This is a genomic window from Pseudoalteromonas sp. J2K-J031 (genome assembly GCF_058197095.2).
In genome coordinates this window covers 1,154,829-1,179,488 of sequence record NZ_CM200279.1, presented here as the reverse complement: position 1 = coordinate 1,179,488, position 24,660 = coordinate 1,154,829, and the positions used below count along the sequence as shown (strand labels likewise).

Annotated in this window: 24 protein-coding genes; 7 read left to right on the top strand and 17 right to left on the bottom strand. The window is 39.9% G+C overall.

Features of this window, described 5'->3' with window-relative positions; all coding sequences use genetic code 11:
- Positions 1-80: 80 nt before the first annotated feature.
- The gene (locus tag AC3KZC_RS05315; protein ID WP_490579300.1) at positions 81-965 is read left to right on the top strand and encodes a DMT family transporter; all 885 of its coding nucleotides are present in this window, start codon (positions 81-83) and stop codon (positions 963-965) included.
- 87 nt (positions 966-1,052) lie between these two features.
- On the opposite strand, the gene AC3KZC_RS05310 is transcribed toward AC3KZC_RS05315, so the two are convergent.
- The 11 genes from AC3KZC_RS05310 to pspA form a co-directional block, all read right to left on the bottom strand.
- Positions 1,053-2,999: a RecQ family ATP-dependent DNA helicase gene (locus tag AC3KZC_RS05310; RefSeq protein WP_490579301.1), complete on the bottom strand. Its 1,947-nt coding sequence runs from the start codon at positions 2,997-2,999 to the stop codon at positions 1,053-1,055.
- 73 nt (positions 3,000-3,072) lie between these two features.
- Positions 3,073-3,864, bottom strand: coding sequence for a substrate-binding periplasmic protein (locus AC3KZC_RS05305; RefSeq protein WP_490579302.1), 792 nt, complete (start codon positions 3,862-3,864; stop codon positions 3,073-3,075).
- A 194-nt stretch (positions 3,865-4,058) separates the two neighbouring features.
- The gene (locus AC3KZC_RS05300; protein ID WP_490579303.1) at positions 4,059-6,128 is read right to left on the bottom strand and encodes a M13 family metallopeptidase; all 2,070 of its coding nucleotides are present in this window, start codon (positions 6,126-6,128) and stop codon (positions 4,059-4,061) included.
- Positions 6,129-6,398: 270 nt separating this feature from the next.
- Positions 6,399-6,737, bottom strand: a complete 339-nt coding sequence (locus tag AC3KZC_RS05295; protein ID WP_490579304.1) for a 4a-hydroxytetrahydrobiopterin dehydratase — start codon at positions 6,735-6,737, stop codon at positions 6,399-6,401.
- A gap of 19 nt (positions 6,738-6,756) precedes the next feature.
- Entirely contained in the window at positions 6,757-7,554 is a 798-nt protein-coding gene (gene phhA / locus AC3KZC_RS05290; protein WP_490579305.1) for a phenylalanine 4-monooxygenase, read from the bottom strand.
- Positions 7,555-7,776: 222 nt separating this feature from the next.
- Positions 7,777-8,967: a trans-sulfuration enzyme family protein gene (locus AC3KZC_RS05285; protein ID WP_490579306.1), complete on the bottom strand. Its 1,191-nt coding sequence runs from the start codon at positions 8,965-8,967 to the stop codon at positions 7,777-7,779.
- 221 nt (positions 8,968-9,188) lie between these two features.
- A complete protein-coding gene (locus AC3KZC_RS05280; protein WP_490579307.1) occupies positions 9,189-10,199 on the bottom strand; it encodes a YcjF family protein in 1,011 nt (336 codons plus the stop codon).
- Complete coding sequence (locus AC3KZC_RS05275) at positions 10,196-11,596, bottom strand: YcjX family GTP-binding protein (RefSeq protein WP_490579308.1); 1,401 nt, start codon at positions 11,594-11,596, stop codon at positions 10,196-10,198. The genes AC3KZC_RS05280 and AC3KZC_RS05275 overlap by 4 nt, the downstream gene beginning before the upstream one ends.
- 41 nt (positions 11,597-11,637) lie before the next feature.
- Positions 11,638-12,045: an envelope stress response membrane protein PspC gene (gene pspC / locus AC3KZC_RS05270; RefSeq protein WP_490579309.1), complete on the bottom strand. Its 408-nt coding sequence runs from the start codon at positions 12,043-12,045 to the stop codon at positions 11,638-11,640.
- Positions 12,042-12,275, bottom strand: a complete 234-nt coding sequence (gene pspB / locus AC3KZC_RS05265) for an envelope stress response membrane protein PspB (RefSeq protein WP_490579310.1) — start codon at positions 12,273-12,275, stop codon at positions 12,042-12,044. The genes pspC and pspB overlap by 4 nt, the downstream gene beginning before the upstream one ends.
- A gap of 44 nt (positions 12,276-12,319) precedes the next feature.
- The gene (gene pspA, locus AC3KZC_RS05260) at positions 12,320-12,985 is read right to left on the bottom strand and encodes a phage shock protein PspA (protein ID WP_490579311.1); all 666 of its coding nucleotides are present in this window, start codon (positions 12,983-12,985) and stop codon (positions 12,320-12,322) included.
- A 192-nt stretch (positions 12,986-13,177) separates the two neighbouring features.
- On the opposite strand from pspA, the gene pspF reads away from it, so the two are divergent.
- From pspF to AC3KZC_RS05230, 6 genes are all read left to right on the top strand, one after another.
- Positions 13,178-14,269: a phage shock protein operon transcriptional activator gene (pspF, locus tag AC3KZC_RS05255; protein ID WP_490579312.1), complete on the top strand. Its 1,092-nt coding sequence runs from the start codon at positions 13,178-13,180 to the stop codon at positions 14,267-14,269.
- Positions 14,270-14,344: 75 nt separating this feature from the next.
- Positions 14,345-15,877 (top strand): ABC transporter substrate-binding protein, encoded by a 1,533-nt coding sequence (locus tag AC3KZC_RS05250; RefSeq protein ID WP_490579332.1) that lies wholly within the window; start codon positions 14,345-14,347, stop codon positions 15,875-15,877.
- Positions 15,877-16,911, top strand: coding sequence for an ABC transporter permease (locus tag AC3KZC_RS05245; RefSeq protein ID WP_490579313.1), 1,035 nt, complete (start codon positions 15,877-15,879; stop codon positions 16,909-16,911). The genes AC3KZC_RS05250 and AC3KZC_RS05245 overlap by 1 nt, the downstream gene beginning before the upstream one ends.
- Positions 16,898-17,791: an ABC transporter permease subunit gene (locus tag AC3KZC_RS05240; protein ID WP_490579314.1), complete on the top strand. Its 894-nt coding sequence runs from the start codon at positions 16,898-16,900 to the stop codon at positions 17,789-17,791. The genes AC3KZC_RS05245 and AC3KZC_RS05240 overlap by 14 nt, the downstream gene beginning before the upstream one ends.
- A complete protein-coding gene (locus AC3KZC_RS05235; protein ID WP_490579315.1) occupies positions 17,791-18,783 on the top strand; it encodes a peptide ABC transporter ATP-binding protein in 993 nt (330 codons plus the stop codon). The genes AC3KZC_RS05240 and AC3KZC_RS05235 overlap by 1 nt, the downstream gene beginning before the upstream one ends.
- Entirely contained in the window at positions 18,783-19,544 is a 762-nt protein-coding gene (locus AC3KZC_RS05230) for an ATP-binding cassette domain-containing protein (RefSeq protein WP_490579316.1), read from the top strand. Before AC3KZC_RS05235 ends, AC3KZC_RS05230 begins: the two co-directional genes overlap by 1 nt.
- A 90-nt stretch (positions 19,545-19,634) precedes the next feature.
- On the opposite strand, the gene tyrA is transcribed toward AC3KZC_RS05230, so the two are convergent.
- The 6 genes from tyrA to ffh form a co-directional block, all read right to left on the bottom strand.
- The gene (gene tyrA, locus AC3KZC_RS05225) at positions 19,635-20,774 is read right to left on the bottom strand and encodes a bifunctional chorismate mutase/prephenate dehydrogenase (protein WP_490579317.1); all 1,140 of its coding nucleotides are present in this window, start codon (positions 20,772-20,774) and stop codon (positions 19,635-19,637) included.
- A gap of 167 nt (positions 20,775-20,941) precedes the next feature.
- On the bottom strand, positions 20,942-21,301 hold the full coding sequence (rplS, locus tag AC3KZC_RS05220) for a 50S ribosomal protein L19 (RefSeq protein ID WP_009838801.1): 360 nt from the start codon (positions 21,299-21,301) through the stop codon (positions 20,942-20,944).
- A gap of 33 nt (positions 21,302-21,334) precedes the next feature.
- Positions 21,335-22,102, bottom strand: coding sequence for a tRNA (guanosine(37)-N1)-methyltransferase TrmD (gene trmD / locus AC3KZC_RS05215; protein WP_490579318.1), 768 nt, complete (start codon positions 22,100-22,102; stop codon positions 21,335-21,337).
- Positions 22,102-22,632: a ribosome maturation factor RimM gene (rimM, locus tag AC3KZC_RS05210; RefSeq protein WP_490579319.1), complete on the bottom strand. Its 531-nt coding sequence runs from the start codon at positions 22,630-22,632 to the stop codon at positions 22,102-22,104. The genes trmD and rimM overlap by 1 nt, the downstream gene beginning before the upstream one ends.
- Positions 22,633-22,649: 17 nt before the next feature.
- Positions 22,650-22,898, bottom strand: a complete 249-nt coding sequence (gene rpsP, locus AC3KZC_RS05205; RefSeq protein ID WP_009838798.1) for a 30S ribosomal protein S16 — start codon at positions 22,896-22,898, stop codon at positions 22,650-22,652.
- A 242-nt stretch (positions 22,899-23,140) separates the two neighbouring features.
- Positions 23,141-24,514: a signal recognition particle protein gene (ffh, locus tag AC3KZC_RS05200; RefSeq protein WP_490579320.1), complete on the bottom strand. Its 1,374-nt coding sequence runs from the start codon at positions 24,512-24,514 to the stop codon at positions 23,141-23,143.
- Positions 24,515-24,660: the final 146 nt, after the last annotated feature.

The following is a 24,660-nucleotide window of genomic DNA, read 5'->3' as shown; positions in this document are numbered from 1 at the left end:
TATTACTTTGGACGTTGACAACTAAGATTAGCAACGCCACTATCTTTTTCCCCTTGAACATTCAATATATTGGAAATTTTATGCCTGTACCTTTAGCATATCTTGCTGTGGTACTTATATGGTCTACCACACCTTTGGGTATTGTTTGGAGCAGCAGCTCTGTAAGCCCCACTCTTGCCGTATTATTACGCATGCTCATCGCGCTTGTGCTTGGGGCGTGTATTATTATGTTAACAAACATCAAATTACCCTGGCATCGACAAGCAAGAAAACTTTATTGCAGCTCAAGTATTGGAATTGTTGGGGGAATGCTTTTGAGTTACTTAGCAGCCCGTTATATCAGTTCAGGGATGATGTCTTTAATGTTTGGTTTAGCGCCCATTTTTTCAGGTGTGCTTGCACAGAGGTTTCTTGCTGAACCTAAATTTAGTGGCATAAAGAAACTTGCTTTAGCCCTGTGTTTTATAGGTTTAGCGATTGTATGTAGCGATCACATTAAATTACATGAAAAGAGCTGGATTGGTTTATTACTTATTTTAACTGCCGTCATATTTTTTAGTTTAAGTGCGGTAATGGTAAAAAGCATTTCACTTACCATTCACCCAATGGCAACTACTGTTGGCGCATTGAGTGTTTCAACACCAATCTTTTTTCTTGTATGGCTGATGTTCGATGGCCAACTCACGATTGAAGATTGGCAAGCCAAATCTATTTGGGCGATTATTTATCTTGGCATTTTTGGTTCATTGATTGGCTTTTTGGCCTATTTCCATATTTTACAGAAATTAGCCGCCAGTACAGTCGCCCTCATTACTTTGCTCACGCCAGTTATTGCAATGACCCTTGGTGCCTGGCTCAATAACGAAACCATCACACTCAAACTGATCATCGGAGCCAGTTGCATTATGACTGGCCTTGCAATTTACCAATTTGGTGATAAGTGGCTAAAGAGAAACTCTGTATAGCCACCTTATGGTTAGTTCATAGCTTGCAGAGATTTTAGCAAAAAACGGCTTTAAATTTACACTGAGTCAAAACTGTCAACATTGCTGCTAAAATTCATTTAGCTGCAATGTTGAAACTTTTTGTACCAAATCAGAAAATCGGAATGACTCACAGCTGGCAAATCCTGCAAGTTGCCTTACTTTAAGACGAGTAAATAACGGTGTTGTGATCCCAGCTAAAAATCGGGCATAACTTTTATTACTAAGGGGCTGGCTGCCTTTGTTCTGACACAACAATGTCAGCTCATGTAAATACCCTTTGAGGATATCATCATTAAGTAGCTGCGGTGTTCCAGAATATCCAAGTGTCGCCACTTTACCAAGACACACTGAGCATGTGTGGCATTGTAATGGCGCGTGCTGATCATCAAAATAACGGGCTAAATTCGAACTCAGGCATTTATCAAGCTGGAAAAAACGCACCAAAGCTGCAATACGTTTTATTTCAGCCAGCTCTTTATCATTAAAATAACCCACTAAATCATTAACCAAATTTGGGTCCATTAACGCTTGTTGATTAACCGCATAGACATGAGTTATTTTTTTAGTTTCAAGTTCAATGAGTTGCTGCTGGTGCAAATAATCAAGGGCATTAACCACTCGCTCACGCTCGACAGTAGGCTCATTAAGTAATTGGGCGAAATCAAGTGTACCCCACACTTTCTTAAATTGTGTATGGCTTAAAATCAGGGTTAAAAAAGCTTGCCGTACAGGGTCAAATTGACTGAGTAACTGCTGTTTATCAACCAATAACTTATATTTAAAATCTGCAAAGTAAGAGTATTTGGCTGTAATAACGCCTTTTAATTCTAATTGTACTAACAGCGTTTTGAGTGGTAATAAACGAATATTAGTTTCACTGGCTAACGGGTTATCTTGCAGCTCCCAAACCCCTTGTGTTGTTGTCGTTTGTATTAATTCAATTAACTTTGCAATTCCGTCAGGCTCTGGTGTGTCACCATATACAAAATTTTCAACTACGTTAATGCCATCTAAATTAGCCAGAGTAATGCAATGACTCTGTTGCCCATCACGCCCTGCACGGCCTATTTCTTGACTATAATTCTCGATTGATTTGGGCAAATCATAATGGATGACAAAACGAATATTCGCTTTATCGACTCCCATACCAAATGCAATCGTCGCAACCACAACATCTATTTTATTAGCCATAAAATCACGCAAAATGTGACTTCTAACCTCATCACCTAACCCTGCATGATAAGCAACCGCGTTTATCTGGGCTGATTGCAATAATTGCGCGACCTGCATAGCTGTTTGTTGCAAGGTAACATAAACAATACCAGCACCAGATAGCTGCGCTATTTGTTCAATTAGAACAGCATTCTTTACATTATCGAATACAGGTAAAACACTTAACGCTAAGTTTTCTCGGTAAAATCCAGTTTGAATAATATCTGCAGGCGCTATCTCAAAGCGTTTTGCCATATCGAGCTTTACTTTTTTTGTTGCGGTTGCTGTTAATAACAAAACCAACGGAATAGCTAACTCTTCACGGTAGCGGGGTAATTTCAAATAATCAGGGCGAAAATTATGCCCCCATTCAGAGATACAATGCGCTTCATCGACCACCAGCATTGAAATACTCAAAGCTGATAAAAATTGTCGAAAACGTTCATTTTTGAACCGCTCCACCGATACCATCAATATTTTAATCTCACCTTTTTGTACTTTAGTCATTACATCACGGCTTTCATCTGCATTTAATGTCGAGTCTAAGCTCGCGGCAGCAATCCCTTTACTTTGTAAAAAGTGCAATTGGTCATGCATTAGCGCTATTAATGGCGAGACCACTAAAGTAAGGTGCGGTAATAATAAAGCGCTCAATTGATAACACAGTGACTTACCAGAACCAGTAGGAAAAATAGCTAAAGCCGATCGCTGCTCGAGTAATGTGCTAATTGTTTCAAATTGGCCTTGGCGAAACTCATTAAAACCAAAATAATGTGCTAATTGCGAGTTGAGGGATGTCATAAAATAACCGAACAATAAAGTAAAAAGAATGGGCTAGAGTAAAGCGCTTACAAACTAACACAGCACTCTTCAATCAAAAAATATAATTATCAACCACTGCATCAATGTTGGTTTGTAACTGCATGATTGCTTGATTGACTCGATTCACTTGTTCTTGAGAAACAGTTTCACGACTAAATAAAAAATAAATAGGGTTATCATGCACCACAATGGGCAGCATTTCGATATTAAATTTTTGCTGTTGCTGAATGTAATAGCGGCCAGGAACAATATCCTCTATCACAAAATCAACATGGTGTAGTTCAAGCATTTTCATTCGTTGCTCAACACTTGGCACACTGGTAATTTGTTTGGCAAAGGAGCTTTGACTCATCATAGCCTCAAATTCAGGACCATAATAAGCCCCTAAATTGACTACTCCAATAAAATCTTGATGGAGCAAATCAAATAAGCTTTGGAGTTTAAATTTTGGCTTATTGTGAATATGATAAAAAATCCGCATCGCCTCTGTACGATAAGGCATTGAATAAAAGCCAATAAGTGCTCGTTCCTCAGTAAAACTAGCAGCATTTAAAAAATCAATTTCACCTTTTTTTAGTTCTTGCAAACCTCGAGCTGAAGATGGCAGCTTAACAATCTCCAAACAGACTTTTAGCTTTTGAAATACTAAGCGGGTGATATCGATATCAATACCACTATAGTTATCAGGCTCACCAATAACAAAAGGAGGCCAAGGTTCGCCCACGCCTAATTTTAGCGTTTTTGTACAATTCGGAGCTACTTGCTCTGCCGCTAAAAGTGAAAAACACCCAGTGATTAATACAAATATTGTAATAATGCGTAAACTACGACAATAAAAATTCAAAAAACACCCTATGATCCTATTTGCGACCTAAAAAGTTTAGATTAAAAAACAAATTGCGCTCAAACTTTCCCATCAATAGACAAGGAAATTTAAATTAATCTAATCCCGTATTAAACAACTCAGCTCTAAGTAAAAACCCCCAGACAACGCTGAGGGTTTATAATTAAAAACACTGTTTTAGGCGCTCAAATGAATTACCAAATTTTTACACGTTCGCCTTCAGCCAAATACATTTTATCTCCAGGCTTTAAATCAAATGCTTTATAAAACTCCGGCATATTTGATAGCGAACCTAATGCTCTAAATTCGCCTGGCGAATGTGGATCAGTCGCAACGCGGTTACGTAACGACGGTTCAACAATTTTTGAGCGCCAAATTTGGGCATAGCCCATAAAAAAGCGCTGATCGCCAGTTAAACCATCTATCACAGGGGCTTCTTTACCATTAAGCGATGCTTTGTAAGCCTTGTAGGCAATTGTTACACCTGATAAATCACCAATATTTTCACCAAGCGTCAGAGAACCATTAACACTCAAATCATCAAATACCTGATAACCGTTATACTGCTCAACGAGTGCTTGAGTACGTTTAGCGAATTCAGCTAAATCTTGCTCTGACCACCAATTACGCAAGTTACCCGTAGCATCATAACGACTGCCTTGGTCATCAAAACCATGGCCCATTTCATGGCCAATAACCGCACCAATGCCACCATAATTTACCGCGTCATCCGCAGCCATATTAAAAAATGGCGGCTGTAAAATTGCAGCAGGGAAAACGATTTCATTTACGGTTGGATTGTAATAGGCATTAACCGTTTGTGGCGTCATGCCCCATTCCCATTTGCGAATTGGGCCACCTAATTTTTCAAGCTCTTTTTTGTGACCCAATTCACCAGAGCGTTGAATATTAGCGACTAAATCATCGCTCGTAATTTCAAGAGCTGAATAATCTTCCCATTGATCCGGATAACCGATTTTTGGCGTAAAAGCGTTTAATTTAACATGGGCCGATTTTTTTGTATCTTGCGACATCCATGTTAGCTCATCAATGCTGTCACCATACGACTGACGTAGATTTTCAACTAATGTGCTCATGCGAGATTTCGCTTGAGCCGTAAAGTGACGACTGACATACACTTTCCCGATCACTTCACCTAAATTACTATTTACAACTGCAACACCACGTTTCCAATGGGGTTGCTGCTCTTGACGGCCACTGAGCTGTTTAGAAAAGAAATCAAAATTTTCATTATCTAACTCTGCCGTTAAATAACTCGCATAACTGCTTAAGGTATGAAACGTTAAATAAGTTTGCCATTCAGACAGTGACGTACTGGCAAATACTTTACCAAAACCTTGTACAAAATCAGGTTGATTGATAATGATATCTTTTTGCTGATCTGCACCTAAAGCCTTTAAATAAGCATTCCAATTAAAATCGGACGTTAAGGTGTTGAGCTTATCTGTAGCAAACTTGTTGTAACGCTTCTCGCTATCGCGCGTCTGGACACGGGTCCAATGAAAACCAGCCAATTTTGTTTCAAGATCCAGCACAGTTTTAGCTGCTTTTTTCCCATTTGAAAAGCCTGCTAATTGATACATTTTTTCAATATGAGCTAAATAACCAGCACGCAATGCGACAAAACGCTCAGTGTCGTTAAAGTAATAATCTTTATCAGGTAACGCCAAACCACTTTGCCAAATATGTGTTGCGTAACGGCTTGAATCTTTAGCATCAACACTGATGTAAAACGCAAGAGGGCTAGTCACGCCTAACGCTTGGTACTGACCAAAAAAGGCTGCTAGTTGCTCTTTATTTTCAAGGGCTTCAATCGCATCAAGCACTGAACCAATCGGCGCAATTCCGGCTTTATTACGGGCTTCGATATCCATATAAGAGCGAAATAAATCAGCCACTTTTTGCTCATCACTGCCTGGGGTTAACTCTTTTGCAGCAGCAAGTTCTTCGATAATTACTTTTACATCATCATCAGCTTTGTCACGTAAGTCATAAAATGCGCCAATGGCCGTTTTATCACTCGGTATTTCAGTGTTTTTTAGCCAAGTGCCATTAATATAGCGATAAAAATTATCTTGTGGACGTACAGATAAATCCATATTGGCTTTTTCAATTCCTGAAGCCAACGTAGTTTTTTGTGTTGTTAATACCGACGGCGTGATTTGTTCTGCGCTCGGTTCATTTACACAACCGGCAAGCAACAATACCGATGAGCATATTGCTGAAGATAAAAGCGTTTTCATGATCGTTCCCATAATTATTTGCAACAATGCCTTGCTGGATTGTTGTTATTTTTTTGATTAAACAAAAAGTCAGATTAATCACCCATTCTTGAGGTAAATTACATTAATCTCACTCTTTACAGGCTTCATTTTAAAGACACAGACCCAGTTAAACTAGCGCTTGAAATATCTCTTTACATATTTAGTGGATTTACTGTCAATTTTGACTGACAGCACACCAATAAAAAAAGCGCACAATGCGCTTTTTATCTTATTTTTAACTTCAAACAATTACGCTAATAATGCATCCGTTTTAGCGGCGCAAATAAAGTCATTTTTGTGTAAACCTTTAATTGAATGGCTCCACCAAGTAACCGTTACTTTACCCCATTCAGTTAAAATACCAGGGTGATGACCTTCTTCTTCTGCCATTGCTCCAAGTACGTTAGTAAACTCGAGAGCTAATTTAAAGTTTTTAAATTTATAAACACGCTCTAATTGCATCACACCATCACGAACGATTGGAGTCCAATCAGGGATTTGGCGGATCAAGACAGCTAATTCATCGTCTGATACCTTAGGCGCATCGACGTGACAGGCTTCACATTTTTGAGAACTTAATTCTGACATGGTTTGTCCTTTGTACTTGTTAACTTGCTAATTTTTCTTTTGGTTCAAATAACGGGGCATGTAAGCCAAGCTCTTTGGCTTGTTCAACTAAAGCCATTAAATCCATTTTTGAAATTTCAAATAAATCATGAATACCATTAATCGTGAAGTATTGTGGTTGCATAATATCAATGCGATACGGTGTTCGTAGCACATCAACCACTTCTAATGGCTTAATTTTAGGTGTGTCGGAATAAACGTATTGTGTTTCTCCAGGGCTTGATAACACACCACCACCATAAATACGCAAACCTTCTTCAGTTTGCATTAGGCCAAACTCAATCGTAAACCAATAAAGTCGAGCTAAAAATACACGGTCTTTTTTATCAGCAGCTAAGCCAAGCTGACCATATTTATGAGTGAACTCAGCAAAATCAGGATGCGTAAGCATCGCGCAGTGGCCAAAAATCTCATGAAAAATATCGGGTTCTTGAAGGTAATCGAACTCTTCACGACTGCGAATAAAGGTTGCAACAGGGAATTGTTTGTTAGCCAATAATTCAAAAAATTTATCAAAACTAATTAACGCAGGCACAGCTGCACATTCCCAACCGGTTGTTTCTCGCAACACTTTGCTTACTTCTTCAAGTTGCGGGATCCTATCAAGCGGCAACTGTAATTTATCAAGTCCAGCCATGTATTCATTACAGGCTTTGCCTTCAATGCATTTAAGCTGACGATTAATTAATTCTGACCAAATTTTATTTTCTTCTTCGCTCCAAGTGATATGACCTGACGCATCAGGTTGCCTAGAGATGTATTTACTTGCTTTAGCCATTGTAACGAACCTTTAAGGTGACCATAAAAAAGCAAAATGCCTTTTTGACTATTCCCTCATCATATTTAAAAGCAGCAAATTAATTAAGCTTTTGCGCTTACAGGAGCATTTCAAAAAAGATACACTTCGGAGCATTAAGTTTACAATGACGTATACATTTAATTACATCCAATAAAAAAGCGCCCCACATAGCGCCTCACTGTAAACTTAACGATGCGGTATTTAACGTTTTTTCCTCATAACATTCAATGCCTGCGTCAAATCAGCAATAATATCGTCAACAAATTCAAGTCCGACCGAAATTCGAATCAAACCATCAGAGATCCCTGCAGCGTAACGCTCCTCTGCCGTATAAGGTGAATGTGTCATTGAAGCTGGGTGCTGAATAAGTGTTTCTGCATCTCCTAAACTCACCGCAATACTACAAAGCTCTGTGGCATTGATGAAATTAACACCATCTTTAATGCCACCTTTGAGTTCAAAACCAATCACACCACCAGCGGCTTTCATCTGCTCTCCAATATATTTATAGCCAGGATGAGACGGCAATCCTGGATAATAAACACATTCTACTTCAGGATGACTTTCTAAAAACTCAGCGACTTTTTGTGCATTTTGACAATGCTTTTCCATACGAACAGCCAGCGTTTTCATCCCACGTATTATTAGCCAAGCATCATGTGGGCTCATCGTGGCACCAATATCTTTCAATACGGTTAACTTAATTAAATTAATGTGCTCTTGGCTTGCACAGACAATTCCAGCCACTACATCGCCATGACCATTGAGGTATTTCGTTGCACTATGGATAACGATATCAATACCGTACTGTTTCGGCTTTTGCAGCAAAGGCGTTAAAAAAGTATTATCAATCACGGACAATATCTGATGTTTTTTTGCAAAATCACCGATGTATTTTAAGTCCAAAACCGTGAGGTTAGGATTAATTGGTGTTTCAGCAAACACCATTTTTGTATTGGCTTGATAAGCTGCCTCAAGGGCATGAGGATCGGTCATATCGACAAAACTTACTTCAATTCCCCATTTTGGTAGCATATGGGCAAAAAAAGCAAAGGTACAACCATAAATTGCTTTTGACGCAATCAAATGATCGCCTTGTTGTAAAAAGCTCAGTACCGCTGCAGACACAGCCCCCATCCCCGTCGCGCAAGCCGCTGCATCATCCATTTGCTCTAACAGGGCCATTTTTTTCTCTAACTCACGTGTTGTTGGATTACCCAAACGTGAATAAATATACCCTTCTTCCTCACCAGCAAATCGGGCGGCCCCTTGCTCTGCATTCTCAAAAACAAACGTTGAAGATTGATAAATAGGGGTGCTCAGTGGTCCATTGGCATGGCTCGATTTTCCACCATGAATACAGTGAGTATTTTCATGCATTGTAGTTTTCATAAAACATCCTAATAAATATGTGGCCGATAGGATTGAGCTAGGTGCAACGAACTTAACTTATTAATCATTATTATAGTAACAAAGCGAAGTTAGCTACGATTTACCTAAAGCTGGTTTCAGCCGCAAAAATAAACGAGTTATAAAATGTGAGATGTGTCAATTAAGTGCAAGCATGCCGGATGGACAGAGGGCTAAAATTGTATAAAAAAGCCAAAATAAATTTATTCTGGCTTTGAAATAACTCTTTTTGTGATGGTTTCAAGCAAAAATCGGCTTGTTTCTGATAACAATGATTTTTTGTTTGGAAGTTGTGCAATTGGGCGGCTGAGCTCCATCGCTTTATAACCTAAACGAGCCGTTAAAATACCCGCGCTAATACCTTGGCCTGCACGAGCTGACAATTTACCGGCAAGCTCTGCACCTATAGCCGTGGTGCCAAGATCACTGATAAGTTCTGCACTGCCTGCAAAAAGCATATGCTTTAACAAACTGCGGTATAAACTCACTCGGCTGGCATACCCTAAGCGCAAGCCATAAACCCGCGTGATTTGTTCAATCATTTTTGTGCCACGCCAAAGTACAGCGGCCATGTCAACGATCGCCATTGGGCTCAATGCCACCAGCAAACCTGATTCACAGGCAAAACGATTGATAATTTTTTTTGCATCTTGGTCTTGTTTCACCAATAGCGTGCTTTGATAAAGAGCCATAACCTCTTTATCACTATGGTGAGGCTGCAAAGAAGCTTTAAATCGAGCAAACCCGTCTATTTCGCTAAATTCGTTTAGTTTAGATAACCAGTCTGATGCTTCTCCCACCTGTTCACTGTGCAATAAACGCTCTGCGGTGTCACGCTGTAGATTATGGCGTTTTAAACGACGTAACAAGCTGTATTCACGCCAAAAAACGCTGCCAATCAATGCGACGCCACTAGCCAGTAATACGCTATATAAGCCACCAAGCCAAACCGACTGCGTAAAGCTTTGATATAAACTGAGCCCCGCTTCAATTAAAATTGCACTGGATAAACTAACAACAAAAAGTTGTTTTAAGCGTGAAGGCTTTTTAACTTGTAAAGCAGGAGCAATACTTGCCGTTAGGATGTCATCATCGGTTTGAACAATCGCATCGTCATCAATTGACTGTAATTGCTGAAAAGTCGCTACTTCAGGTTCAAGGTCAGGAAGTGTATTGATAATCCGTCCTTGTTGTAATTGGGTTTCTGTATTCACCGCAATTTATCTCCCAATAAAAACTCTAAAACATGATCAATACGCACATGACGAATTTTTTTATCTGCTGTTAAATCAGGATAAAAACTCGGAAAATTAAAACCATGTTTAGGCCATTCAGCCGCGCTAAGCGCACGCATTGGTGGTTGAGCGGGTAAAAAAGTCTGGTATTGCCCACTTTTAATTTCTTTACCACTAATACAATTGAGCTTTTCACCCCCTTGCACTACTTGCACCGCTTTAGTAGCGGCCACAGACGACATCGCCATCGTTTCTATTTTTATACCATCAAAAACCAAATTATTTTTAGCTTGTGCAACAATGTTATCAAGCAGCAATGCTAAATCTTTATGATGCTCAGCACTTAAATGATCTGATTTTGTAGCTGCAAAGAGCAATTTATCTATTTTCGGTGCAAAAAGACGTTTAATAAAATTACTTTTACCATAACTGAAATAACTTAGAAGCTGATTGATTGCGAGGTTTTGCTCAGCAAAAACCTCTGCACCTTGTTCAAGAGATGACAACAAATCAACCAAAATAATTTGTCGGTCAAAATGACAAAAATGTTGCTGATAAAAATGTTGCACAACGTCTTTTACATATGCTTGATAGCGTTTTTTTAAATGAAAGTAACCAGAACTCTCAGGTGCATCAATCACTTCAGGAAACGGAAAAAAAGCCAAAATAGGCGCACCAGCTAAATCACCCGGCATCAGCATGCGCCCGGGCTGTAAAACTGAAAGTTTTAAATCGTGCTTAAAATGAACCAGTAATGCCTGATAGTGCTGCGCCAATTTAGCTAATTGCTGTTCATCGACTGGTGCACTGGCATCAAACTGCTCAAGTTCGCTCAGAAAATCTTGAGCCTTTGCCGCACGAGGCGCTTGGCTTAATAAGTGTAATTGTTGTTTCGACCATGCGTTGTAATCCAGATCCAGCATCGGCAAATCCATCAACCATTCACCGGGGTAATCAATTAAATCAACAATCAATGTATGATTTTCGCTGAACTGGGCTCTCAACCCTCCACCTGAACGGTATTTAATTGCCAAGCGAAGCGTATTAATGCGCTCTGTTGATGCAGGCCACTGCCCTTGCAACAGTGAATTTAATCCTTCGCGATAAGGAAAGGTTGGAATATCAAGCGCACTTTGTGGCACTGCTTTTGCCGCAATCATTCGATGTTGTTGCACCACAGAGAAAAAAGGCAAATTTTTTGAGTCAGCTTGCTCAGTTAAATGCTGAACTAACGCAGTGATAAAAGCTGTTTTACCGCTTCGGCTTAATCCTGTAACGGCTAGTTTGACATGCTGATCGAAGCCGCGCTGCACAAATTGATGCGCTTGATGCTGGAACTGCTTAAATTTTGCTGATTGTTTAATGGATTCAAACATATTAAACCAGTGCCACAGTATGAATGTGGCACTGTGAATTCCTATAATTTATTAATTTCATGGCTAACGGTAAATTCTGCAGAAGTGACATAACGTTCCATACTTTGAATGCGAGAGTCGATACGATTAAGCTGCTCTTTTAAATCTTGTAAAGCGCGTCGTGGTGGTTCACCAGCTTGCCATACTTTAAATTTAACTTCTACAGGACGCTCATCGACGCGTGAAGTCTTTTTGACTGAGCTATCACTTCCAGGTTTTTTATCTAAAATAAACCAAGCTGCGACATACGCAACAACAAAAAATGGCCCACCCGTTAATAATACCGCCGAAATAAAGATAATCCGGACTAACCACAACTCCATTGAAAAGTAATCACTTAGCCCTGCGCACACACCAGCGATTTTTCCTCTGCTAGGGTCGCGATATAATTCACGTTTTTGTGAGCTCATCCTTTATTCCTCCACTGCGGTGCCTCGGCATCAAGTAATGATTCAAGGGTATTAATTCGCTCTGCCATTTTTTCAGCTTTATCAGCTAAATCAACTAGCTGACGGTGTTCATGCTCGCTCAAGCCTTGGCTGACCTGCTTTTTACTGCGGTAGTGTAAAATTAACCACAATGGCGCAACAAAAATCATGAACATGATCATTGGTACCATTACAAACTCTAAATCATTCATTGTTATTCTCCTTGTTCCTGTTGATTAAAACTAAGTAACCGAAGTTACTTAGTTTTCGTCGCCATTTTAGCTTTTAGTTGAGCTAGCTCATCAGAAACACTTTCTGAAGCTTGCAGTTGGGCAATTTCATCCGACAATGATTTTTTACCTAAATCATACGCTTCAACTTGTGACTCGAGACCATCAATTTTTTGCTCATAACGCTCAAAACGCGTCAGTGCATCATCTACTTTTGATGTATCTAATGCTTTTTTAACTTCTAAACGTGACTCTGCTGAACGTTGGCGCAAAATAATTGCTTTTTGGCGCGATTTTGCATCTGCCAACTTATCTTGCAGTTGGCCTACTTCATGTTGCAACTTAGCAATATGTTCATCAACATGTGCCAACTCTTTTTCAACAGCAGCGGCAGCATCGGCTACTTTCTTTTTCTCTACTAACGCAGCTCTTGCTAAATCTTCACGATCTTTTGTTAATGCAAGTTCTGCTTTTTGCTGCCAATCAATTGTCTCTTGATTAAGTTGGTCAACACGACGGTTTAACTCTTTTTTCTCAGCAAGTGTTCGAGCTGACGTTGAGCGCACTTCGACAAGAGTATCTTCCATTTCTTGAATGATCAGACGCACCATTTTTTCTGGGTCTTCTGCTTTATCTAAAATGGAGTTGATATTAGAATTAACAATATCTGCAAAACGTGAAAAAATTCCCATATTCATTTACCTCTAGTGATTTAAACATGACTTAATTAGTTATGATTACTATATCAAAATGCTTGCCAACTTTTTCAGAACAATTAAACCACTGTTTTTAAATGAATTAAAACAAAAAAGACAAATAACTTTTGTTAAAGCAGCTTTTAAAATACACTACTTATTAGTGTAAATGACTAAGAGTTAGGGATAATGAGCCGATTTAACCAGCAAGATAATTTATTAGGCCAATCAAACAGCTTTTTAGAAGTACTTGACCAAGTGTCGCAACTGGCACCATTAAATAAACCAGTGTTGATTATTGGTGAGCGTGGTACAGGTAAAGAGTTAATCGCTGCTCGTCTTCATTACCTCTCTAGCCGCTGGGATCAAAGTTATATTACGCTCAACTGTGCGGCGCTAAATGAAAATTTACTTGAGAGTGAATTATTCGGTCATGAATCTGGTGCATTTACGGGTGCAAGCAAGCGCCACGAAGGCCGTTTTGAGCGTGCTGATGGCGGCACGCTCTTTTTAGATGAGCTAGCCAATACCTCTGGACTCGTGCAAGAAAAATTGTTGCGCGTCATTGAATATGGTGAATTTGAGCGTGTTGGTGGTAAAGCAACTGTTAAAACCAATACACGATTAATTTGTGCAACCAATGAAGATTTACCCGCTTTGGCAGACTTAGGTGAGTTTCGCCATGATTTACTCGACCGCCTTGCATTTGATGTTATTACAATTCCGCCTCTGCGTGAGCGTCAAGATGATATCTTACAACTTGCAGAGCATTTTGCGATCAACATGGCCCGTGATTTAGAGTGGGAGTTATTCAGCGGTTTTACCAAAGCTGCACAAGAAACCTTACTGACGTACAGTTGGCCTGGTAATATTCGTGAATTAAAAAATGTTGTTGAGCGCAGTGTTTATCGTAATGCAAGTGCTCATATTGCTGTTCATAATATTATTTTAGACCCTTTTGCTAGCCCATATCGGCCAAAAGGTCGCATTAAAACACAAGACCGTATTGCAATCGCAACCCATACATTGAATGACCACCAGCCAATATTTCAAGAGAAAACACGTGAAACTCGGGTGCAACTGCATAGTTTTGAGAACTTTCCTTGTGATTTAAAAGAGTTATCAAATAATTATGAAATTGAACTGATTAACGAAGCGTTAAAATTTAGTCAATTTAATCAAAAGAAGACTGCACAAATGCTTGGCTTAACGTATCATCAACTCAGGGGATACCTCAAAAAATACAATTTACTAGATAGTCAGCCAAATCAAGAGGCCTAATGGGTGAATAAATTCATCTTCTTTTTTTCATTATTTGTTTTAACTGGCTGTAATGAAAATGATTTTAATAATGATATTAAAGGGTTAGTTTATTGCGCTGAAGCAAATCCTGTCAGTTTTAACCCTCAGGTCACAACAACCGGCTCTACAATCGATATTATAGCCAATCAACTATATGACCGACTGATTAATATTGACCCCAATACTGGCGAATTCACTCCCGCGTTAGCTACGAGTTGGAAAATCACCGATAGCGGAAAACGAATCACTTTTCGACTAAGAAAAGATGTTCAATTTCATCATACTGACTATTTCACGCCCACCAGAAACTTTAATGCTGATGATGTCATTTTTACTTTTGGCCGCTTATTTGATGTGTACAATCCCTATCATTTTGTCGGTAACGCACAATCACCTTACCCCTATTTTCGCAGCATTGGTTTAGACCAACTTATAAAATCAATTCATAAAGACGATGAATACCAAGTCACCTTTGAACTTTTTAACGCAAACAGCAGTTTTTTAGCTAATATTGCGACTGATTTTGCGGCATTATTATCAGCTGAGTATGCGGCTAAACTAATTAAACTAGAAGATTTAGAAGCGATTGACAAACTGCCGATTGGCACTGGCCCATATTATTTCAAAGAATATAAACGCGATATTTTGGTACGGTATTATAAAAACCCACATTATTGGCATCACACCGTCAGCTTAGACCAACTCGTTTTTGATATTACACCTAATGCAACAACCCGCATTGCAAAAATGATGACTCATGAATGCGATGTTACTGCCCATCCAAATGCAACCCAGCTATCAATCTTAGCACAGCGTAGTGATATAAAAGTACAACAAGAAACGTACCTCAACATTGGTTACTGGGCTTTTAACAACCAAAAACCTCCGTTTGATAACCCCAACGTGCGACGCGCCTTGTCTCATGCTATCGATATTGACAAAATTATGGACTCCGTATTTTTAGGTACAGGCAAACGAGCTCAATCTTTGCTGCCGCCAACCTCATGGGCCTATCAAGCACAAGCGAATTTTCCAAGTTACAATCCCGAACTGGCTAAACGTTTACTCGACCAAGCGGGGTTAAGCGATGGCTTTAAAATGGAAATTTGGGCTGCACCCGTTGCTCGTATTTACAATCCCAATGCGAGAAAAATGGCTGAATTGATGCAAAGTGACTTAAAGAAAGTTGGTATTACGGTCAAAATTGTTGAATACGAATGGAATACATTTTTAAGCAAATTAGAATCGCACCAGCACGACAGTGTGCTTATTGGTTGGGCGGCCGACTCACCTGATCCTGATAATTTTTTTAGCCCAATATTAAGTTGTGCCGCTGCCATCAGTGGCAAAAATCAAGCAAATTGGTGTAATTCGGAGTTCGACTTATTACTCACTCAAGCGCTAGACACAACCGATATCGAAAAACGTAAACAATTTTATTTTCAAGCTCAGCAAATATTAATGCAGCAACTTCCTTTGCTACCTTTAAGCCACGGTATGCGTTTTCAAGCGACGACCGATCTGGTCAGTGGCATTGAGTTAAAACCCTTTGGTGGGGTTTCATTAGCAAATGCGAGGGTTAATTAATGTTACGTGAATACTTATTACGCCGAATTACCTTACTTTGTTTTATGACGTTGCTGCTTAGTATGTTTACTTTTTCGCTGAGTTATTTATTTCCTGGTAACGCATTAGTTAATTTAAGTGGCTTACAAAACCCCACTTTAGAGCAAACCAACGAACTGATCATAAAATATCATTTTAACGAGAGTTACTTTACTCAGTACTTTGCGTTTGTTGGACGGATCATACACGGAGATTGGGGGCTTTCTCTTGCATCAGGCGAGGCGGTTTTTAATCAGATAAAATCTCTTTTTCCTGCTACTTTTGAGTTATCAATCTATGCCTTATTTGTCTCTGTCGTTATCGGTGTACCTGCTGGTATCATTGCTGCGGCTTACCATAAAAAATGGCCTGAAAAAATAATCAATGCTCTGACATTAATGGCTTATTCAACTCCTGTATTTTGGTTGGCACTGATATTAATTATGGTGTTTTGTTTACAGCTGGGTTTACTGCCAATGTCGGGTAGGCTTAGTTTATTATATGAAATCCCTGAACAAACTCATTTCATCATTATTGATATTTTACTCTCTAATAGCCCCTACACTGAACAAGCCCTATTAAATGCGCTGAGGCATTTAGCGTTACCTACTTTAGTATTGGCAACTTATCCAACTACTGTACTCATTCGATTTACCCGAGACTCAATGCTTGATGTGCTAGAACAAAATTATATTAAAACAGCTCGAGCAAAAGGACTGACTCGACCACAGTTAATTTTCCACCATGCTTTACGTAATGCGTTGTTACCTGTGATTAAACAAATTGGCTTACAATTTAGCACTTTGATCACCCTAGCAATGGTTACTGAAGTTATTTTTTCTTGGCCAGGTGTTGGTCGATGGCTCATTGATAGTATTTACCAACGCGATTACCCCGCTATTCAAGGCGGCTTATTAGCTGTTTCAATGTTTATTATCATTGCCACCATCATTGCTGATTTGTTGCACACTCTTTTTGACCCAATTAGCCGGAATCAAGCGCATGGCAAAATTTAAACTGTACGATGAAGAGCAAAACAAATCGCCCATCAATCAGCTTTGGCGTTCATTTAAAGATAACCATGTTGCATTGGTTGGTTTATGGCTATTTTTGATATTAGCTTTACTCGCCTTATTAGCCCCTATTATTTCCCCTTACGGAATTAATGAACAACATGGTCATGCGTTGCTTCTCCCTCCCTCTTGGGATGATGAAGGCAGTGTTCACTTTATTTTAGGCACCGATGATTTAGGTCGAGATATGTTGTCTCGTTTAATGAATGGCGCAACTTACACGTTTGGTTTATCTATTCTTGCAGCACTTATTACCACTGTAATTGGAGTGTTTTTAGGGGTTCTAGCGGGTTTAACTCGAGGGGTTCGTTCAAGTTTTTTAAATCATTTACTTGATGTCACTTTATCGATTCCTTCGTTATTACTGGCCATTATCATTGTTGCAATTTTAGGGCCTGGTTTACTTAATACTGTGTGGGCGATAATTCTTTCTTTATTACCGCAATACATTCATTCCGTGCGTAATTTAGTTGTGCAAGAGCTCAATAAGGATTACATCACTGCACAAAAACTTGATGGTGCTAATAAATGGCAAATACTGACGTGCGGTATTTTCCCCAATATTTATGAGCAAATCGTGGTTATCTTTACAATGTCGTTATCAACCGCCATTTTAGATATCGCCGCTTTAGGATTTTTAAAGCTTGGCGCGCAGCCTCCAACAGCTGAGTGGGGGGCAATTTTAGCCCAAAATTTAGGATTAATTTATTTAGCACCTTGGACTGTCGCCCTACCGGGTATTTTGCTTTTTCTGGCTGTGCTTTCGACTAATTTAGTCGGTGATGGCTTGCGTTTAGCGCTACAAAAACGGAGAACGGTGTAATGCAATTACTCGACATTCGTAATCTGACCATTGAGCTTGAAACAGGTGGCACTATCATTAGAGCCGTTGACCGCGTTAATTTAAGCCTTAAAGAAGGCGAAGTACACGCGCTTGTAGGTGAGTCGGGGTCAGGCAAAAGCTTAATTGCCAAAGCCATTGTCGGAGTACTCAATGAACGCTGGAAGATCACCGCAGATAGAATGCATTGGCGTGGCATTGATTTAATGCGACTGAGCCCAGAAAAACGCCGAAAAATTATCAGTCAAGATATTGCGATGATTTATCAAGAGCCCAGCCGTTGCCTTGATCCCACAACCAAGATTTACGAACAGATTGAAGAAAGTATTCCAAGTTCAGATTTGAGTGGTTTTTTTTGGCAAAAAAGTGCGCAGCGAAGAAAATTAGCCCGAGCCTTATTGCACAAGGTCGGTATACGTGAACATAAAACCATTTTAGATAGTTACCCTCACGAGCTTTCTGAGGGTATTTGTCAAAAAGTAATGATTGCCATGGCCATTGCCCGCAAACCGAGCTTGTTAATTGCTGATGAACCGACCACAGCGCTTGAAAGTACCACGCGTGCACAAGTTTTTAGATTACTCAAAAGCCTAAACTTGTTAAAAAACATGTCGATCTTAATGATTTCTCATGAGCTTGAAGAACTGGTCAGTTGGACGCATGGCATCCATGTTTTGTACTGTGGTCAAATGGTCGAGGCAGGCCCCACCAAACAAATTTTTGAAGCCCCTCATCACCCCTACACCCAAGCATTACTTAAAAGTTTGCCCGAATACAATATTGATTTAAAACATAAAGGCGAAATTTACGCCCTAAAAGGCACGATCCCTACGTTACATCATTTACCTATAGGTTGCCGTTTAGGCCCTCGCTGCCCTCAAGCACAAAAAGCATGTGTTGTAACACCCACTTTAACTAAATACCATGCTCATAGTTATGCGTGTCATTTTCCCTTAATTAAGGATATGAACTAATGCATCCTGTTTTAAAAGTACAAGCGCTTAGTAAAACATTTGTTGTTCGAGCTGGGTTTTTCCGTACAAAAAAACTTCAAGTGCTTACTGACATCTCATTTTGTTTAAATGCAGGTGAAACAATCGCTATTATTGGTGAAACCGGATCAGGCAAAAGCACCTTAGCCAAAATACTCGCAGGCGCCGAGCGCAGTGACAAAGGCCAAATTTTACTAGAAGGTGAAATTATTGAAAACTCGGGACACCGAGCTAAAAACCATTGTGCGATTAGACTTATTTTTCAGGATCCAACTCGCTCACTCAACCCCAGTGTGCCAATAGGAAAAACGCTACATGAAATATTATCTCTCAATACCGAATTAGAGCCTGCAGAGCGGCAATTGAAAATCAATACAACGCTCTTAAAAGTAGGTCTGCTCACAGAGCATCAAACTTATTATCCACATATGTTTTCGGGTGGGCAGCTTCAGCGAGTTGCTCTCGCTAGAGCGTTAATTTTAGATCCTAAAGTGGTTGTGCTTGATGAGGCTCTTTCAGCTCTCGACCCATCAGTACGCGCCCAAACAATGAACTTATTACTAAAATTACAAAAAGAAACTAACTTAAGTTACGTATTAATAACCCACCATTTAAGTATGGTTCGTCATATGAGCGACCATATTATTGTCATGGATCATGGAAACCTTGTTGAAAGTGGGCTTACTGAAGAAGTCTTCAACAATCCACAATCAGTTATTACGCAGCGCTTAATAAACTTTTAAATCAAACTAATATACAAAACCCAGCCACTTATAGTAGAGCGTAAAAGAGTGATTTAATAAGCGCTGTTAGAACCAAATATATTGTGAATATTAATCCAAGACTTTTGCGTCATTCGCTTTATTTAACAATGCTTTGCTCTGAGTTAAAAAATGCTGTGCAGAATCAGAGAAAAATAACTTAGCTTGCGAAAAAGCCTCTATCAAGCCGGCTTTATCACCCTCTTTAAGCTTATCTAACGTAGCTTGATAAGTCTCTTGGTACGAAGCAAGCAAAGGTGCAACATTATCAAATTGAGCCATCATAATGTCGGTATAAAGCTCTGGCGACTGAGCAAATAAGCGTCCAACCATCATCAGTTCTAACTGATATATTGGTGATGAGCACAATTTAATCTCATCAAGGCTATGCGGTTGTTTTGCTAAAAATTGGCCATAAACAAAAGTGGTTAAATGGCGCATCACTTGCACAATTTGCATTGCTTCATCATGTTTGTCTGCTGGCATTTCGACTAACTGACTGCCCCAGATAGCAAGCTGATTGAGTAATTGAGTACTTTTTTCGCCACCACGTCCTTGGCATACAACAATCGTTTGTTTCACCCAATGTTCAATATCAGGGCCAAACATTGGGTGAAGGCCCAAGACTTCACCCTCATGGTGACTGAGCATCGCATCAAGTGGCTTTTGTTTTACACTAGTAATATCAACTAACAAACACTCTTTACTTAAAGGAGGTAACTTTGCCACCACACTTTCAACAGCGTTAATCGGGACGGAAATTAATACTAATTTTGCACCATCTAAAATAGCATTTTGATCGGCATGCTGTGCTTTGTCTAAGATGCGCACTTCAATGCCTGAGCGACTAAGCTGGCGTGCAAATAATCGGCCCATAGCACCTTCTCCACCCACGATGACACAAGGTGAGATATCAGGGGCAACACAAGCGAGCTCGGCTTGCTGATTTTGATACGACTCTCGCATCATACGACGTAGAATATCTTCAACTAAATCAGGATTCACACCATATTGATTGGCTTGTTCTCTGCGCGCAGTTATTAGTTGGGCTTCACGGGCAGGCACATAAACTGGTGAACCAAATTCTTTTTTTAACTGACCGACCTGCTCTGTTAATTTATTGCGTCGCGCAAGCATTTCAACTAATTGTGTATCACACTGATCGATTTGATCACGTAATTCAGTCAGTTGCATTTCAAGAGATGTTGACATAGTAAACTTTTTTTTACAGTGGTAAATTAATAATTACAGATGGTAGCAAGTTTATAGATTAAGTAAAACCCTGAAAATCAGATAAGTCGTTAATTTTATGTTTAAAACGAAACAGGCCAGTGTCTTGCGACACTGGCCTGTTTTTGCTTTCTGAATTATCAGACGTATTAGTTAAGTTTCTCACGAATACGAGCAGATTTACCAGAACGCTCACGTAAGTAGTAAAGCTTAGCACGGCGAACCGCACCACGGCGTTTAACTTCTACGCTATCGATTAAAGGGCTGTGTGTTTGGAATACACGCTCAACACCTTCACCGTTCGAAATTTTACGAACTGTGAAAGATGAATGTAGACCGCGGTTACGCTTAGCAATAACCACACCTTCGAACGCCTGTAGACGCTCTTTATCACCTTCTTTAATACGTACTTTTACGTTAACCGTGTCACCAGGGCCAAACGCAGGTACGTCACTCTTAAGTTGCTCATCTTCGAGCACTTTGATCAAATTTTGGTTTACTTTTGCCATTATATTTCTCACTTTCCTAGGTGTAACTGTCTTCTAGCCACAAACAGAGTTATGTTCTTGCTGAAATTCAGCAAGTAGCTCAGTCTGCTCCTCAGTCAGAGCTAGGTTATACAACAAGTCTGGACGTCTTAACCAAGTTCTCCCTAATGACTGCTTTAGCCGCCATTTCGCGATCTCCTGATGGTTTCCACTGAGTAAAACAGCAGGAACTTGTTTACCATCCAATATTTCCGGCCGAGTATAGTGAGGACAATCAAGCAAGCCATCCGAGAATGAATCCTGCTCTGCTGACTGATTGTGACCTAACACTCCAGGAATTAATCGAGCGACTGTGTCGATTAATGTCATTGCAGGTAGTTCACCACCACTCATTATAAAATCACCAATTGACCATTCCTGATCAATGCATGTCTCTATAATTCGCTCATCTATACCTTCATAGCGACCCGCTACGATGATCAGTTTTTTATGTGTGACAAGTTCTGCCGCACCTTGCTGATCTAATTTACGCCCTTGTGGCGACATATAAATTACAGTCGCATTGTCACCTGCAGCGGCTTTTGCTTGCGCAATCGCTTTTTGCAGTGGCTCAACCATCATTAACATGCCAGGCCCGCCCCCGTAAGGACGGTCATCTACAGTACGATGCTTGTCTAAAGCATAATCCCGCGGATTCCAACAGTTAAAGTCGATTAAACCTTGTTTCATTGCTCGACCGGTAACACCTTGCTTGGTAATCGCATCAAACATTTCAGGGAAAAGGCTTATCACCCCCACCCATAACTGTGACTCTTTTACCATTAAAAGCTTGGATCCCAATCAACCGTAATTTGGCGAGCTACTGCATCCACATTTAAAATAACAGAGTCTGTTAAAAATGGGATAAGACGCTCAGCCTGACCAAAACCGTCGTTGTTGTTAGCTTTAACAACTAAAACGTCATTTGATCCTGTCTCCATCAAGTCATCAACTATGCCTAAGCTATAACCTTTATCAGTTGTAACCGACATACCGATGAGGTCTCGCCAATAGAACTCACCTTTCGGCAATTCTGGTAGCTGCGACAACTCAACAAAAATCTCAGCGTTTGTATAAACAAGCGCCTGATCTCTATCATCTATGTTCGCAAACTTAGCGATAAATCCCTTACTGTGACGACGCCAGTCGACCACTTTAAAGGATTGCCATTTACCTTGTTGACCTATCAACCATGGGCTGAAATCGAAAATCCCTACGGGATCATCAGTAAATGAATGTACCTTAAGCCAGCCCTTTATACCGTAAGGGGCTCCGAGCTTTCCTACTACTATTGAGGTGTTCTCTTGACTCATGGTTACACTTACGCCTATTAAGCCGCTTTACGAGCGTCTTTAACAATTTTAGCTACGCGATCTGTAAGAGATGCACCTTGACCAACCCAGTGTTCAACACGGGTTAAATCAACACGGATTTTCTCTTCCTGACCTTGAGCAATAGGGTTAAAGAAACCTACTTTCTCGATGAAGCGACCGTCACGCGAGAAACGGCTATCCGCAACCACAATTTGATAGAAAGGACGCTTTTTAGCGCCACCACGTTGCAAACGAATAGTTACCATACCGTCCTCTAAATAGATTGACTGTTTTCATTAATATTAATACTCTCCTTTCGAAGAGCTGGAGAATTGTACGAATTTTTGCTCTTAATGCAAGCTCGAAGTGTGTTTTAAGGCTATTTTTATTGTGTTTAAATGAAGAGCGACTGTTTTATAACGACTTTACCAAAAAAATAAATTTATGTTTTTATAGCAAAAAAGAGGTTTTCACCTCTTTTTGGTTTTTGCTTTGCCAAAAGGCTCGCTTAAAACTTAGGTCCGCCTAACATTCCTGGTGGCATCATATTTTTCATACCGCGCATCATTTTCATCATGCCACCTTTACCTTTCATTTTTTTCATCATTTTTTGCATTTGAGTAAACTGTTTTAAAAGCTTGTTTACGTCTTGCACTTGCGTGCCTGAGCCTAATGCAATACGTTTTTTACGCGACCCCTTAATGATTTCAGGTTTAACACGTTCTTTCATTGTCATGGAGCTAATAATTGCCTCCATTTGGATGAATGATTTATCACCCATCTGGTTTTTCACGGCGTCAGGTAAATTAGACATGCCCGGTAATTTATCAAGCATTGACATCATGCCGCCCATATTTTTCATTTGCTTTAGCTGATCAGCAAAATCTTCAAGGGTAAAGTCATCGCCTTTTAATACTTTATTAGCCACTTTAGCAGCTTGTTCTTTATCGACTTTCATTTCGACTTCTTCGATTAATGAAAGTACATCACCCATCCCTAAAATACGAGATGCTATTCGGTCAGGATGAAAAGGCTCAAGAGCATCAGTACGCTCACCGACACCCATAAACTTGATTGGTTTGCCAGTAATATGGCGAATCGACAGCGCAGCACCACCGCGAGCATCACCATCGGTTTTTGTTAAAATAACACCGGTAAGCGGCAACGCTTCATCAAATGCTTTAGCTGTATTGGCAGCATCTTGACCTGTCATTGCATCAACAACAAACAAAGTTTCAATTGGTTTAACGGCGCTGTGCAGGGCTTTGATTTCGTCCATCATGTCACTATCGACATGTAAACGACCAGCAGTATCTAAAATAACAACATCGATAAATTTGCGCTTAGCATAACTGATAGCACCGTTGGCAATATCAATTGGCTTTTGCGATATATCACTTGGGAAAAATTCGACTTTAACTTCAGTAGCAAGTGTTTCTAATTGCTTAATTGCCGCAGGACGATAAACGTCGGCGCTCACTACAAGTACAGATTTCTTTTTGCGTTCGGTTAAAAACTTCGCCAATTTCGCAACGCTGGTAGTTTTACCAGCACCTTGCAAACCCGCCATCATAATAACTGCAGGCGGCTGGGCATTTAAATTAAGTTCTTCATTCGCTTCACCCATCGCTTTTTCAAGTTCTTGGCGAACAATCTTAACGAATACTTGGCCTGGGCTCAGGCTTTTAGTAACTTCAACACCAACGGCACGCTCTTTAACTACTTTAACAAAGTCACGTACAACCGGCAGTGCAACATCAGCTTCAAGCAGTGCCATACGCACTTCACGTAAGGTATCTTTAATATTGTCTTCAGTTAAACGGCCCCGGCCGCTAATATTCTTTAGGGTTTTCCCTAAACGTTCCTGTAAGTTTTCAAACATACAAACTTATCCGCTAAATGCTACAAAATTACGGCGATTATACCTAAGAATTGCAATTAGAAAACAGCCGAGATCCAAGATAAGAAGATAATCTTTAACTATTAGCGATCTACACTATGCAAGTGAGCTTGGTTAAAATACAATAA